Source organism: Enterobacter sp. 2VL (assembly GCF_005503595.1).
GTDB lineage: Bacteria > Pseudomonadota > Gammaproteobacteria > Enterobacterales > Enterobacteriaceae > Enterobacter > Enterobacter cancerogenus.
The window spans coordinates 22,761-35,581 of sequence record NZ_SCNE01000005.1 but is presented as its reverse complement, the minus strand read 5'-3'; the positions used below and the strand labels follow the sequence as shown (position 1 = coordinate 35,581).

Here is a 12,821-nt window from a genome sequence, read left to right as displayed (position 1 = left end):
ATTTGTTCTATAAGGAAATAGAAACATATGCGTTTCGTAAAAAACGTTTTGTTGTCTTTTGTATTTTTGGCGTCAGGATGTACAGCTCTGCTTTGGAACGGTAATGAAGTCGTTGAACATCGATATGGATATTCAACGGTTATTGAGGACAAGGTAACGGCGGCTTTTCAGTATAAAAACCTTTCAGTCACGGCCTTGCAGGGCACATCTTCAATAAAAGTAGCTATTCCTGAAAATGGGGTTGCCTTTCTGGGAAAAAAGAATGTTTATATTCTTACCTCTGGGGCTAATGATCTTCTGGCGCTAGACAAAATATCGACTCAATACCCTTTAGTCTCGGGCTTCGAAAAAAAAGATGCTTTAAGGCTTGAGCTTAAAAAGCCAGATAATGATGATGCAGTATTAAGTTTCTCCGATGAACTCTTTGTATTCGTCAATCAACACATTAAAACAATTACAGACCACGATGTCGAAACGTTAAAGCAGGCTGGTTTTCAGCGTAAAGGTGAAGATTATGTCAAACGTATATCTTTAGCTGGGGTAATACTTCCTCGTGAGAAAAATAACAGTTTGTTCAACGATATGACGTTACTGGATAAACCCCATAAGGTCGAATTTTATGTCGATAATGATTCTACAGAATTCCATCCTGTTAATTTAGTGACAAATGTCGTTCTCACGCCTTTCGCCGCGGTTGCTGATATCGTTTTTTTCCCAATTAGTATTCGCGTGTTAGGGCTAATTACCAACTCCGCTACTGGACGTTAACGATCTGGAATCTATGGAAGATTTAACCCTGCGTTATTTTGACGCCGAAATGCGCTACCTGCGCGAGGCGGCAAAGGAGTTCGCGCAAACCCACCCGGACCGGGCGGCGATGCTGGATCTTGATAAGGCCGGTACGCCAGACCCGTACGTCGAGCGCCTGTTTGAAGGCTTTGCCTTCTCGATGGGCCGTCTGCGCGAAAAAATTGATGACGACCTGCCGGAGTTGACGGAAGGGTTGGTCAGCATGCTGTGGCCACACTACATGCGCACCATTCCGTCGCTGTCGATTGTGGCGTTCAGCCCGGATGTTGCGGCGATGAAGATGAGTGAAGTCATTCCCGCCGGGCTGGAAATCTCGTCTCGCCCGGTGGGGCAGAAAAATACCGTTTGCCGCTACCGCACCACCCGTGATCTGGTGCTCAACCCGCTGGTGGTGTCAGACGTGGTGATGACCACAGAGCCGGACGGGCGTTCAGCCCTGCGGTTACGCTTCACTTGTAGCGGCCAGGCTGACTGGTCGCAGGTGGATCTGCGCCGACTGCCGTTGTATCTCGGGGAAGAGGTTGTGACGGGCAGCGCCCTGCACCTGTGGCTGACTAAACGCCAGGCCAGTCTGTACCTGCGTTTGCCGGGTCAGACGGATCGCATCGCGCTCGATGGTTACTTCTCGCCAGGCGGCTTTGGCGATGAAGACGGCCTGTGGCCCAAAGCGGGCAGTGCGTTTAGCGGGTATCAGCTGCTGCTGGAGTATTTCACGTTCCGTGAAAAATTTATGTTCGTGCACCTTAACGGCCTGGAAAACATCACGCTGCCGTCGGGGACAGAACATGTTGATATCGAAGTGGTGTTCAGCCAGGTCTGGCAGAGTGATTTGCCGGTGACCCGCGACGCCCTGCGCCTGCACTGCGTGCCGGTGATCAACCTGTTCACGCTTGAGGCCGATCCGCTGACCATCAGCGGGCTGGAAAGCGAGTACCTGCTGCGTCCGAAGCGCCTGCAGGACGGGCACACCGAGATTTACTCCGTTGATAGCGTTACCGGCTCCGGGCGTACCGGGGATGCGCGCTATGTGCCGTTCACCAGCTTCCGTCATCAGGGCGGGATGATGCGCCGCCACGCGCCGGAACGCTATTTCCATACTCGCGTGAAGCGGGGCGTGAACGGCATGCACGATACCTGGCTGATCCTCGGCGGCCAGCAGTGGGAGGCTGACCGGGAAATAGCCCGGGAAACCGTGTCGTTGCGTATCACCGGCACCAACGGCCAACTGCCGCGCCGGGCGCTGCAAAGCACGCTGCTTGACCGCTGTGAACAGGTCTCCGAAACGCCGCTAACCGTGCGCAACCTGTGTAAGCCGACGCTCCCGGCCTACCCTCCTGCGGAAGATCGTTTCCACTGGCGGGTGATGAGCCATCTGGGAACCCGTTTTCTGAATATGATGAGCAGCGCTGATGTGCTGCGTGGCACGCTGTCGCTCTATAACTGGCGGGACGATGAGTTAAACAACCGTCGCCTGGACGCCATTCTGGACGTCAGGCACCACCGTATTCAGCGTTTCGAAGAGGGGTTTCTGCTGCGGGGTCTGGACGTGGAAGTGACGCTCGACAGCAACGGCTTTACGGGTGAAGGCGACATTCACCTGTTTGGTGAAATGCTCAACCGCTTTTTCGCCCTGTACGCCGACATGAACCAGTTTAACCAGCTCACGCTGATTGTTCAGCCTGAAGGGAAGTGTATCCGGTGGAAAGAGAATCACAGTCCGCGCCTGCCCGGATGATGGAAAGGGTACGGCCCCAACTGCCGTACATGAATTTTTACCGCTTCTGCCGGTTGCTTGAGCAGAGTCAGCCGGATGCGCCGGTGCCCGGCAGTGACTGGCAGTTACCTCAGGAGCCTGTCCGTTTCCGCCCGCATCCGGGGATGGGGTTCCCGGCCAGTGAAATCAGGGGGCTGACGGAGCCGGAACCGGAACATACGCATCTGCCGCCATCGGTCAATATCACCTTTATGGGCCTGTACGGGGTCGAATCGCCGCTGCCGACGCACTATATCGACGATATCGCCCAGCGGCGGGAGGGAGCCGAAGCCACACGCGATTTTCTCGATATCTTCAATCATCGGCTGATCGCCCAGTATTACCGTATCTGGCGTAAGTACTCTTATCCGGCGACCTTTGAAGCGGGCGGCACTGACAATACCTCGCAGTATCTGCTTGGGCTGGCGGGGCTGGGGATACCCGGTTGTGCGGACAATACCGCCACGCCGCTGTCGCGCTTTCTGGCGCTGCTGCCAGTCATGTTGCTACCGGGGCGCACGGCGGAGGGGATCGCTGCGCTGGTTCAACTCCTGGCACCGGATACCCGTGCGACGGTGTATCCCCACGACCGTTGCCGCATCGAGCTGAAGCATCCGCTCACCATGAGTACGCAGCGGCCGATTGGCCTGCGGCTTCGCCCTGTCATGGGCACGCACGGGACGGACGTGAATGGTCAGGTGCTGTTGCAATTGACCTCAGATAACCCCGAAGAGGTGCGCGGCTGGCTCCCTGGCGGGGAGCTGCACGGCGATCTGATGGCGCTGCTGCATGTCTATCTGGGATCGCATCTGGACGTGCGGATGCAACTGTGCGTGGCGCGGCATCTGCTGCCGGATGCCCGGCTGGCGTGCAATGACGTCCAGGGGAGCCAGATCGGACGGACGGCGGTACTGCGGCCGCTCAATGCGCAGCAAAACAACAATGACGTTATCACCATTCACCTGGGCCGTTATCAGCGCGTTCAGGAAAATATTCACCGAAGGGAGAGCGATGAAGATGGCGATTACCGCTGGTAACACCACCGCGACGCTGCTGGCAATAACACTCGCCACGGCCTTAACCGGCTGCGGGCTGACGCAAACGGTAAAAGACGGGACGGTCTCAATGACCCGCTCCATTTTTTACAAACAGGTTAAAACCCTGCATCTGGATATTCAGGCGCGCTCGGGGGTAAATAACAACGCGAAAGGGGCGTCGCTGGCGACGGTCGTACGCATTTACCAGCTGAAAGAGCGCAAGGCATTCGACAGCACCGATTATCCGTCGCTGTTTGCCGATGACAGCCAGGCCATTAAAGCTGACCTGGTGGCCGAAAAAGATATCCGTCTTCGTCCTGGAGAATCCGTGACGCTGGACATGCCGCTGGAAGAGGCGGCACAGTTTGTCGCGGTGGCGGGGATGTTTATGTCGCCGGACCAGGCGAACAATACATGGCGCCTGGTCCTCACCCGCGACGACCTCGACCCGGATAAACCTCGCATTATTGAAGCCAGCAATAACCGCCTGACCCTGCAACCGCTTAAGGAGGACTGAAATGCCACGTCCGTCTCTGTATGAAACGCTTTTCGGCAACTTCGCCGGCGGCCTCGACCTGAACAGCGTCAGCGAGGAGAACCAGCTCATCCTTTCAGTGCTGGACAACATGCAGCGCATTCTCAACTGCCGCGCCGGGACGCTGGCACATCTGCCGGACTACGGCCTGCCGGATATGACCAAAATTCTCCAGGGGATGCCCGGCACCGCGCACCAGCTGATCACGACGCTCTCCGCCGTGCTGCTGAAATACGAGCCGCGCCTGAGCAAAATCACCGTAGTGATGCTGGATCAGAGGCAGCCTGGCGAGCTGCGCTACGCCATTGATGCGGAACTAAAGGGCATCGGACTGGTGCGCTACGGTACCGAGTTTATGCCGGAAGGCAGGGTCTTAATCCGCCATCTGAAACAGCAGCAGTACCTTGATGTACGCGCCGCAATCTAGTTTTTTCTCAGGCAAAACGGTTATGACGACACATTCTGAACGCCACCTTAATACCGGCGGCGATCCGCGCACGCTTGCGGATTACGCCGCCCTTCGCGATGAGATGAACAAGCTGACGCATCCGGCGCGCCCGGATGTCAACTGGCAGCTTGCGGAAACGCTCTGCCTCTCGCTGTTTGAGCACAACGGGATTGAGCTGCAGACCACCGCCTGGTATACGCTTGCCCGTACCCATCTGGCCGGTTTGTATGGCATGAATGAAGGTCTGGCGATCCTGGCTACGCTGGTTGCCCGGCAGTGGGGGGAAATCTGGCCGCAGCCCGTCCATGCGCGAATGGAGATCCTCAGCGCGCTGAGCAGGCGGCTACAGCAGGCGATGCGCACCCGGGCGCTAACGTATGCGGATTTGAGCCAGCTCTACCAGGCGGAGGAACATCTGAATACCCTGGGTGAGGTGTTGCAGCGTCTGGAATTGAAACACGCCAGCCAGCTTGATGCCCTGCGCATCCTGATGCATAACACAGCGGCGCGGCTGGAAAACAGCGACAACACCGGCGTGAGTGTGCCCCATGACGCGGCGCTCACGCCTGAAAAAAGCCTCTCCAACCCGGGCGACCAGGTGAAATGGGTATACGTGGTACAGCCCGATCCGTTGCCGAATGTGCAGGTGGTGACCGAAAGCTCGCCCCCGGTTAAACCCTGGAAGCCGTTTGCGGCCGGTATGCTGACCATGCTGGTGGTGGCAGGTGCGGTCGCGTGGGGTTGGCAGGCACTTCATCAGCCTGACCCTGCACAGACGCAGCTCGCTGCCACGCTGGCCCCGTTACCCGCCGCGCTATCCACCGAACAGCTACAGTCCCTGCGACACATGTCGCTATCTCCCGTGTCGGGTATCGACAAAACGCAGCAGCAGCTGGCGCAACTGTTACGGCTGAAACCGGACTGGGCCGTCAGCTATGGCGACAGTCTGGTGCGTCAGGCCCTTACTCTGTGGCCTGAACAAGCGAAACCGCTGGCACAGCAGTGGCAGCAGCAGGTCGCTGCCGCCGCGCTTCCTGCACCGGAGCTGAACGGCTGGCATGAGGGGATGACCCAGCTCCAGCAGTTGGCGAACCGGCTCAACGCGCTGGATGAAAAGCGTGGCAAATACATGACGGTCAGCGAACTCAAGTCGGCAGTGTTTGCGATGACGCAGTCATTTACCCGCGCCATACCGGCAGAAGAACAGCTGCGCCAGCTTTCAGTCCTGCCGCACGATCGGCCCTGGCCAGCGGCACAGCAGAGCCAGACGGAGCAGCAGCTGCAACAGCTTATTACCCGCTATGCGGTACTCAAACAACAAATGGCGCAATAACCTGCGTGCAGTCATGAGTTGCAGACTCCCGTTTACGGCATTACAGAGATAAATTGAAGACGGTCGCTCAGCGCACGGCGCGCGTGATCAGGCATAACAGCATGTGAAAATGAACAGGGACGACAGCGTGTCAGCCAAAGAACGTTTTTTTAAAAAAGTGCAGCAAAATAATGACATCACCCCACCCGGTAAATCGTCTGCGGAGGCTGAGATCAGGCTGTTTTGTGAGCGGATGGACGAGCTGGCGGAGCAAATCAGCGAGTGGTTTGCGGGGTCAAGCATTGAGGTTGTCGTATCGACAAAACATATTCACGACCTCAGTACGATTGGTTACAGTCTGAACTGCGGCATATGCCGGTATCCGGTAACCACTATCCGGATCCAGAACGCAGACCGTAGCGCCAGCATTGTACCGGAACAACTCTGCCGCGGAGCGGAGCGGGGCTGCGTGACAATGCGGATAGAGACGCCTGAAAGTCGCCAGGCGTATCACCTGAGCATGGCACCGGAAACCGGCTGGTTTATCCGGCGTGAGCATCAGGATGCAAAAGCGAATGTCGTCATGACGGAAGATCGCTTTTTCCAGGCGCTCGACAAGCTGGCCTGATCGGGGCCGGAAAGCTGGCGCAGGCAACCTGCTGCGCCAGTTTTCGTTTCAGGCACAGGTTCAGGCATCTGCCTGCCATTTTTCACGTTTTGCCCCTGCACGGCGGGCCGTGGCGGGCAGTATATCGGCATCGGCGACATAACCATCCGGATCGAGGCAGCGGTTATGATTTTTCGCCTCCTGCAGGATCTCCTCATCCCAGTACAGGCGTTTACGTTGATCGCCCTGGGTTGTCAAAATGCATTCCATATTCCCCTCTATCGCGCGGTAGCGCCGCCAGCTGTTCGCCGGAATGGAGATGACCGACCGTTCCGGCGCGATAATACTCACTTCCTTGTCCGCCTCATTCCAGGTGACCTCAAGCTTTCCTTTAAAGACCATGATGACCTGCACGTCAGGACACACATGGCGGCCCGTGACGCAATTGTCCGCGAGCCGCAGCCACTCGACGGAAAAACCGTGCGGGCTAACAATCGCAGGGCAGGAATCCCGGTCCTGGGAAATGCCAAAGCCGATAACGGGCGCGATTTCGCCGCCGTGTCCCGGCAACACCGAGTCCAGCAGTCCCCGTGCCGACCAGCAACGGTCATCGCCTGTCACCGCGCGCTTGCGCATCTCCTCAACGCTGTAATCACGTAGCCCGGCAATATACGCCTTCGACAGCGGCTTAAGCAGCGTGGCGGGGTCAGGCTGCGGCTCGCCGGGTTCCTGCGTAATCAACATATTCTCTTTGCTTAAATACATACCGTACTCACTGGCGGCCGCGAGTACCGACGGATGCCAGATGATCCCGCCCGTGTTGTCGCCGCCCAGCACGGTGAACACCATGCCGCTGGTGTCCTCTTTACTGACGTTCGTAAACCCCCGGAAAATCCAGGTGGGGATGGAGAGGATCGCAGGGGCGCTGAATTCCGCTTCATGTTCACCCTGCGCGCCCCAGCGAAAACGCCATGTCCCTTCATGGATCAGGAACACTTCCGCCGTAAAATGCAGATGCAGGTTATTGGTTACCCCTTTCGGCATGGCCGCCGCGCCTATGTTAAAACCGTGCGGCTCGGGAATATTCACCACCTGCTCGGAGGACTGAGTGACGCCCGGGCCAATAAACGAATAGTTTTGCTTCAGGTGCGAGCCGGGCAGCTTGCAGTCAATAAAAGCAAGGTTGCAGGAGACCATATCATCGGGGGTGATGAGTCGGCTTCTCGCCTGGCTCTGGGTAAGATGGATAGCGTTCATTTTTTTCTCCTTTTAATAGCCGGATGTGCCGGTGGCAGGGATGGCGTTACCGCGCGCAAGGGCGATGGCTTCGCGCGAGGCGCGGCCCAGTTGCATGACGTCGTTTGCCGGGGTAACGAAATGAAACCCCTGGGCAATACGCGCTGCGGCAGCCGCGCCGGAGGTGCAGAAAATCCCGGCGATTTTTTGCTGCTGGCGACAGCGGTCGATCACCCGCTCAACGGCAGCAAGCATCTCCGGGTGTTGGGATTCGGCGCTGGCGTTGCCCGTCAGCGTCAGCGAGAGATCGTTAGGGCCTATAAACACGCCATCCAGCCCGTCGGTGTCGAGAATGGCGTCAAGATTTGCCAGCCCTTCGCGGGTTTCGATCATCGCCAGCGTCAGGATTTCATCGTTGGCGTGCTGCGGATAATCGCTGCCGCCGTAAAGCAGGCCCCGCGCCGGACCAAAGGAACGTACGCCCAGCGGCGGATAACGGCAGGCGGCGACGAAGCGGCGGGCCTCCTCGGCGCTGGAGATCATCGGACAAATCACCCCGTAAGCCCCGGCATCCAGTACGCGCATGATTTGCGCCGGATCGTTATCCGCCACCCGCACCAGCGGCACCGCTGGCGTGGCCGACAGCGCCTGCAGCATCGTCAGCGCGCTGGCAAAATCAATCATGCCGTGCTGGAGATCGACGGTTACGGCATCAAAGCCCTGCTGCCCGACAATTTCCGCACTGTAGCCGGAGGGGATCGCCAGCCAGCCGTTGATGATGGGGGTATTGTCCTGAAAGGCGGTTTTTAGTGTGTTCTTGCGCACGATATGCACTCCGTAATCCACTGGCGCAGCGGCGATGCGACCTCATCCGGGGTCTCGAGCGGAATAAAATGCCCGCCAGATGCCACCGTATGCCAGGTTGCGTTCGCGGCGCTTGCCGCCAGTAAGTGATGATGATGGGGCGTGCAGATCGGATCCTGCGCGCCGTTAAGGAGCACTATCGGGCAGGGGAGATTGCCCAGCGCCGCCCGGTTGTCCTGCCGGTGAATGGCGATTTCCGTTTGCTGAGCAAAGGTCGTTACACCGCACTCGCTTGCCATCTTACAGATAATGTCCTGTAAAGCCCGGTTGTTGAGGCGCGACGGGGCGACGTAACGTTGCCACAGCGCCGGGACCAGCCAGTCAACTATTCCCTGCGCCCGTGCGGTGCGCACCGCGTCCCGCCGTGGTGCGGCGTTTTCCGGCGGATCGGCAAGCGGGTTGGCAGATATCAGCGCCAGCCCGCTAAGCCTTTCCGGTGCGTCGGCGGCCATGTGCAGCGCGACGATTGCCCCCAGCGAAAACCCGGCCAGCAAAAAGCGCGGCGGTAGCGCGCTGAGCAGACGCTGCGATGCCTGCCGCGCCGATTCCGCCCCCGTCAACGTGACGCACAGCACCGCCGTCACGTTTAACCGCTCAATTACCGGCTGCCAGAGCCGGGCGTTGCACAGCGTGCCGCCAAGCAGCACCAGCGGCAGGTCGGTGTTATCCAGCAGAGCGTTTTCCATTGCGTGCCTCACGTTGCCGTCCAGCCGCCGTCAACCATCAGGGCGCTGCCGGTGATCATCGCGGCGGCCTCGGAGGCGAGGAACACCACGGGTCCCATAATGTCTTCCAGTCGGCCTAACCGGCGCAGCTTGATGTTCTCCAGCACGTAGCGGCGAAACGCCGGATCTTCCAGCGCCGATCGCGACAGATCGGTTTCAATGAAAGTCGGGCACAGCGTATTGACCCGGATCCCGGCCTCGCCCAGCTCCAGCGCCATCGTGCGGGTTAACCCTTCAAGCGCAAACTTAGAGGCGCAGTAAACGCTCCGCTCGGGGCCGCCCACGTGTCCCATTTGCGATGAGATATGGATGATTGATCCGGCGCGACCACCCGCCCGCATACGCCGCGCCACGCGCTGGCTGACGAAAAAAGTGGCGCGGAGGTTAAGCGACATCACCGCATCGAAGTCGTCTTCGTTGACCTCAAGAAACGGCTGGTGGCGGGCCAGCCCGGCGCTGTTCACCAGAATGTCGATCTCCGGCAGGGTTGCCAGCACGCGGTCCACCTCCCGGGCGTCGGTGATATCCAGCGTTACCGTCTGAAGAGTGAGCCGATGCCCGGCGGCGAGACCGGCCGCCTGGTCCAGCACCTCGCGGTTGCGGGCGGCAATCCACACCTCTGCGCCCGCCTGCGCGAGGGCGACGGCAGCGGCGAAGCCAATCCCTCGCGAGCCACCTGTCACCAGCGCGCGTTTGCCGTGCAGAGCGAAAGAGGGCGTTTGTACAAGCGTCATGGATTACACCTTTTCCCTGACCGGGGCCGGCATCGCGTAGGGCACCTCCGTCTGGCCATAGCGACGCACGCGAATATTGGCCTGCTCGGCGTGTCCGGCAAATCCTTCAAGCAGCGACAGGCGGGAGCAATAGCTGCCGATTTCGGCCGTGGCTTCGTCGCTGAGGACCTTCTGGAAGGTGCAGGTTTTCATGAACTTGCCGACCCACAGCCCGCCGGTATAGCGCGCGGCTTTTTGCGTTGGCAGCGTGTGGTTGGTGCCGATCACCTTATCGCCGTAGGCGACGTTGGTGCGCGGGCCGAGGAACAGTGCGCCGTAGTTGGTCAGCCTGCTGAGGAACCAGTCGTCCCGGTCGGTCATCACCTGAACATGCTCGGAGGCGATGCGATCGGCCTCGGCCAGCATCTCTTCGTAGCTGTCACAGACGATGATTTCGCCATAATCCTGCCACGACTGGCGGGCGATATCGGCAGTGGGAAGCTTTTCCAGCAACCGCTCCACTTCCTGCAGCGTCTCTTTAGCAAGCGTCAGGGAATTGGTCAGCAGAATGGCAGGGGTGGTGACGCCGTGTTCGGCCTGCCCGAGCAGGTCCGTGGCGCATATTTCTGCGTCTACGGTGTCATCGGCGATGACCAGCGTTTCCGTCGGCCCGGCAAACAGATCGATACCCACCCGGCCAAAGAGCTGGCGCTTGGCCTCCGCAACAAAGGCGTTGCCGGGGCCGACCAGCATATCTACCGGTGCCAGCGAGTCGGTGCCCAATGCCATTGCGCCAATCGCCTGAATGCCGCCCAGGGCATAGATTTCCGTTGCGCCCGCCATCTTTTGTGCCGCGACAATCGCCGGAGCGGGTTCGCCGTTAAACGGCGGGGCACAGCTGATGATCCGCGAGCAGCCCGCCACGCTGGCGGTAATGATGGACATATGGGCAGAGGCCAGCAGTGGATATTTCCCGCCGGGGACATAACACCCCACGGCATTGATCGGAATATTTTTATGGCCGAGGATCACGCCGGGGCGCGTTTCAATTTCGAGATCCCGCAGGCACTCTTTCTGCGCGCGGGCAAAATTCGCCACCTGCTGTTGGGCAAATTCAATATCCTGAATATCCTGGCGGCTTAACTGTTTTATACAGCGGTCGATCTCCGCTGGCGTCAGGCGATAATCCTGACGGTCATAGCGATCGAATTTAATCGATAATTCACGAATGGCTTTATTTCCCCGCTTCTCAATATCCGCCAGGATATGTTCAACTGTTTCTCTGACCTGCTGATTCGCCTGCTGGCGCTCTTCGGTACTTTTACCGCTTTTTAATTTCCACGACACACGCTTCTCCTTACCTTTTTAAGATGTCAGTTGCCCTCCCGGCGAGCCGGGATAAATGAATTACTGCAGAATGTGTTATTGATCCGGCGCGGCGGCGTAAGCCCCGTTTTTTAATAAGCGGGACGCGTGTTGCGCCTTACGGGCATAAACCCAGCGTGCGGACAGCGGCGTGGCAATCGCAGCGACGACCGAGAGCGCGGCAATTAACAGGTAACCGGACGAGATATTAATATGTTGCATCATCACGCCCATCATCACCGGCCCAACAAACATGCCGCAGGAATAGATCGTCTGGAATAATCCCATGCGGGTGGATTGTTCATCGGCGGTGGTATTCACCACGCTGAGCGACATAAATGCCGCAAACGCCATGCCGAAGGAAAAACCTGCCAGCGCCTGGAGCAAATAAATGACATAAAAATTGCTGGTAAAAGGAATGCCAAACGTCGAGATCACCTGTAACACAATGCCGAGCACGGCGGTTTTTACCAGCCCAAGGCGCTGATAAAACACCGAGCTGCACAGGGCAATGGCCAGCCCGTAAAAAAGAAGATGGATATTACCGAGCAGGGCGAGGATCCCCGCCCGGGCGCCCAGTTGTTCGGCGTAGACCGGCGTCAGGGTGTCGCGAGTGGCAAAGGGAACCAGAATCACGATGGTCGCCAGGATGCCAATCAACCAGACGGAACGGTCTGCCAGCTGCTGTCCCGCCCCGGTGATGCAGGCTTTTAGCGTGGGAGCCTGCACCGGATCATGAACGTCCTGAATGCGGGTCGTCAGGATCAGCGCCACCAGGGCCGAGATGCAGGAGACGAAAAAGGCGATGTTGTTGGCGAAGTAGTGGATCAGCACGGCGCCAATACAGTTGCCGAGGAACACGCCGATCGGCCCGGCCAGCGCCAGCAGCGCCACGGCCGCCGGGGCTTCGTTACGGTCGAAATAGCGAATGAACAAGATGTTATACAGCACCCACGTGGCCGCCGTGACGCCGTCAGCCGCTTTAGCCATATATAACGTGACGGCGTTAGGCTCGAACCAGGCGATCGGCCAGGCGATAATGGGCAGCAGTAAACCGATTTGAATAAAAATCCTGCGGCTCTTTACCACGTCGGAGATGATCCCCAACGGGAAACGGATAAGCAGCGTAGCCAGCCCGGACGCCCCCATAATGATGCCCATTATCTGTGGCTCGAAGCCCTGGTTGATCATCATTGGTGCCAGGAAGGCATCGATGCTGTGAATACAGATAAAGAACAGGACGCTGATGATGAAAAAGAGCCGGGCTTCCCGACGGCGTAACAGTGCTCGAAACATGGTTTTGAACCTCTTAAAAGTAATGGGTTACAACCAGCCAAGTACGACGTTTACCGGTTCAATCCTTTGGGCGACTCCTGTTCTCTCCGGTACCTTTGACGGTATGAAAACTCTTTGCAT

At 58.2% G+C, this 12,821-nt stretch carries 13 protein-coding genes; 7 read left to right on the top strand and 6 right to left on the bottom strand.

The genetic code is table 11. The features are described from left to right. Window positions 1-27 precede the first annotated feature (27 nt). The 7 genes from FFS28_RS13410 (at window position 28) to FFS28_RS13380 (ending at window position 6,523) form a co-directional block, all read left to right on the top strand. Window positions 28-768: a YidX family protein gene (locus tag FFS28_RS13410; RefSeq protein ID WP_137849789.1), complete on the top strand. Its 741-nt coding sequence runs from the start codon at window positions 28-30 to the stop codon at window positions 766-768. Window positions 769-781: 13 nt separating this feature from the next. Further along, window positions 782-2,545: a type VI secretion system baseplate subunit TssF gene (gene tssF, locus FFS28_RS13405; RefSeq protein ID WP_137849788.1), complete on the top strand. Its 1,764-nt coding sequence runs from the start codon at window positions 782-784 to the stop codon at window positions 2,543-2,545. Further along, window positions 2,545-3,600, top strand: a complete 1,056-nt coding sequence (gene tssG, locus FFS28_RS13400; RefSeq protein ID WP_137849926.1) for a type VI secretion system baseplate subunit TssG — start codon at window positions 2,545-2,547, stop codon at window positions 3,598-3,600. Before tssF ends, tssG begins: the two co-directional genes overlap by 1 nt. Then, window positions 3,581-4,117 carry a type VI secretion system lipoprotein TssJ gene (gene tssJ / locus FFS28_RS13395; RefSeq protein WP_171007416.1) on the top strand — a complete coding sequence of 179 codons (537 nt, stop codon included), beginning with the start codon at window positions 3,581-3,583 and terminating at the stop codon, window positions 4,115-4,117. Before tssG ends, tssJ begins: the two co-directional genes overlap by 20 nt. A gap of 1 nt (window position 4,118) precedes the next feature. Further along, window positions 4,119-4,562 carry a type VI secretion system baseplate subunit TssE gene (tssE, locus tag FFS28_RS13390; protein WP_006178084.1) on the top strand — a complete coding sequence of 148 codons (444 nt, stop codon included), beginning with the start codon at window positions 4,119-4,121 and terminating at the stop codon, window positions 4,560-4,562. A 22-nt stretch (window positions 4,563-4,584) separates the two neighbouring features. Beyond that, window positions 4,585-5,916 carry a VasL domain-containing protein gene (locus FFS28_RS13385; protein ID WP_137849786.1) on the top strand — a complete coding sequence of 444 codons (1,332 nt, stop codon included), beginning with the start codon at window positions 4,585-4,587 and terminating at the stop codon, window positions 5,914-5,916. A 109-nt stretch (window positions 5,917-6,025) separates the two neighbouring features. After that, the gene (locus FFS28_RS13380) at window positions 6,026-6,523 is read left to right on the top strand and encodes a hypothetical protein (protein WP_137849925.1); all 498 of its coding nucleotides are present in this window, start codon (window positions 6,026-6,028) and stop codon (window positions 6,521-6,523) included. A gap of 60 nt (window positions 6,524-6,583) precedes the next feature. On the opposite strand, the gene FFS28_RS13375 is transcribed toward FFS28_RS13380, so the two are convergent. The 6 genes from FFS28_RS13375 to FFS28_RS13350 form a co-directional block, all read right to left on the bottom strand. After that, entirely contained in the window at window positions 6,584-7,759 is a 1,176-nt protein-coding gene (locus tag FFS28_RS13375) for a cupin domain-containing protein (protein WP_137849785.1), read from the bottom strand. A gap of 12 nt (window positions 7,760-7,771) precedes the next feature. Next, entirely contained in the window at window positions 7,772-8,563 is a 792-nt protein-coding gene (locus FFS28_RS13370) for an HpcH/HpaI aldolase family protein (RefSeq protein WP_006178080.1), read from the bottom strand. Then, window positions 8,545-9,288, bottom strand: coding sequence for an alpha/beta fold hydrolase (locus tag FFS28_RS13365; RefSeq protein WP_137849784.1), 744 nt, complete (start codon window positions 9,286-9,288; stop codon window positions 8,545-8,547). The genes FFS28_RS13370 and FFS28_RS13365 overlap by 19 nt, the downstream gene beginning before the upstream one ends. A gap of 8 nt (window positions 9,289-9,296) precedes the next feature. Further along, window positions 9,297-10,061, bottom strand: coding sequence for an SDR family NAD(P)-dependent oxidoreductase (locus tag FFS28_RS13360; protein WP_137849783.1), 765 nt, complete (start codon window positions 10,059-10,061; stop codon window positions 9,297-9,299). Window positions 10,062-10,064: 3 nt separating this feature from the next. After that, entirely contained in the window at window positions 10,065-11,387 is a 1,323-nt protein-coding gene (gene hisD / locus FFS28_RS13355; protein ID WP_137849782.1) for a histidinol dehydrogenase, read from the bottom strand. Between the two features lie 75 nt (window positions 11,388-11,462). After that, entirely contained in the window at window positions 11,463-12,701 is a 1,239-nt protein-coding gene (locus FFS28_RS13350; protein ID WP_137849781.1) for an MFS transporter, read from the bottom strand. Window positions 12,702-12,821 lie beyond the last annotated feature (120 nt).

Bases quoted from the DNA above. Each gene is read 5' to 3' on its own strand.
- FFS28_RS13380 (WP_137849925.1), top strand. From the start codon at position 6,026: ATGAACAGGGACGACAGCGTGTCAGCCAAAGAACGTTTTTTTAAAAAA.
- FFS28_RS13360 (WP_137849783.1), bottom strand. From the start codon at position 10,061: ATGACGCTTGTACAAACGCCCTCTTTCGCTCTGCACGGCAAACGCGCG.
- FFS28_RS13375 (WP_137849785.1), bottom strand. From the start codon at position 7,759: ATGAACGCTATCCATCTTACCCAGAGCCAGGCGAGAAGCCGACTCATC.
- FFS28_RS13410 (WP_137849789.1), top strand. From the start codon at position 28: ATGCGTTTCGTAAAAAACGTTTTGTTGTCTTTTGTATTTTTGGCGTCA.
- FFS28_RS13385 (WP_137849786.1), top strand. From the start codon at position 4,585: ATGACGACACATTCTGAACGCCACCTTAATACCGGCGGCGATCCGCGC.
- tssG (WP_137849926.1), top strand. From the start codon at position 2,545: ATGGAAAGGGTACGGCCCCAACTGCCGTACATGAATTTTTACCGCTTC.
- FFS28_RS13365 (WP_137849784.1), bottom strand. From the start codon at position 9,288: ATGGAAAACGCTCTGCTGGATAACACCGACCTGCCGCTGGTGCTGCTT.
- tssJ (WP_171007416.1), top strand. From the start codon at position 3,581: ATGGCGATTACCGCTGGTAACACCACCGCGACGCTGCTGGCAATAACA.
- tssF (WP_137849788.1), top strand. From the start codon at position 782: ATGGAAGATTTAACCCTGCGTTATTTTGACGCCGAAATGCGCTACCTG.
- FFS28_RS13350 (WP_137849781.1), bottom strand. From the start codon at position 12,701: ATGTTTCGAGCACTGTTACGCCGTCGGGAAGCCCGGCTCTTTTTCATC.
- tssE (WP_006178084.1), top strand. From the start codon at position 4,119: ATGCCACGTCCGTCTCTGTATGAAACGCTTTTCGGCAACTTCGCCGGC.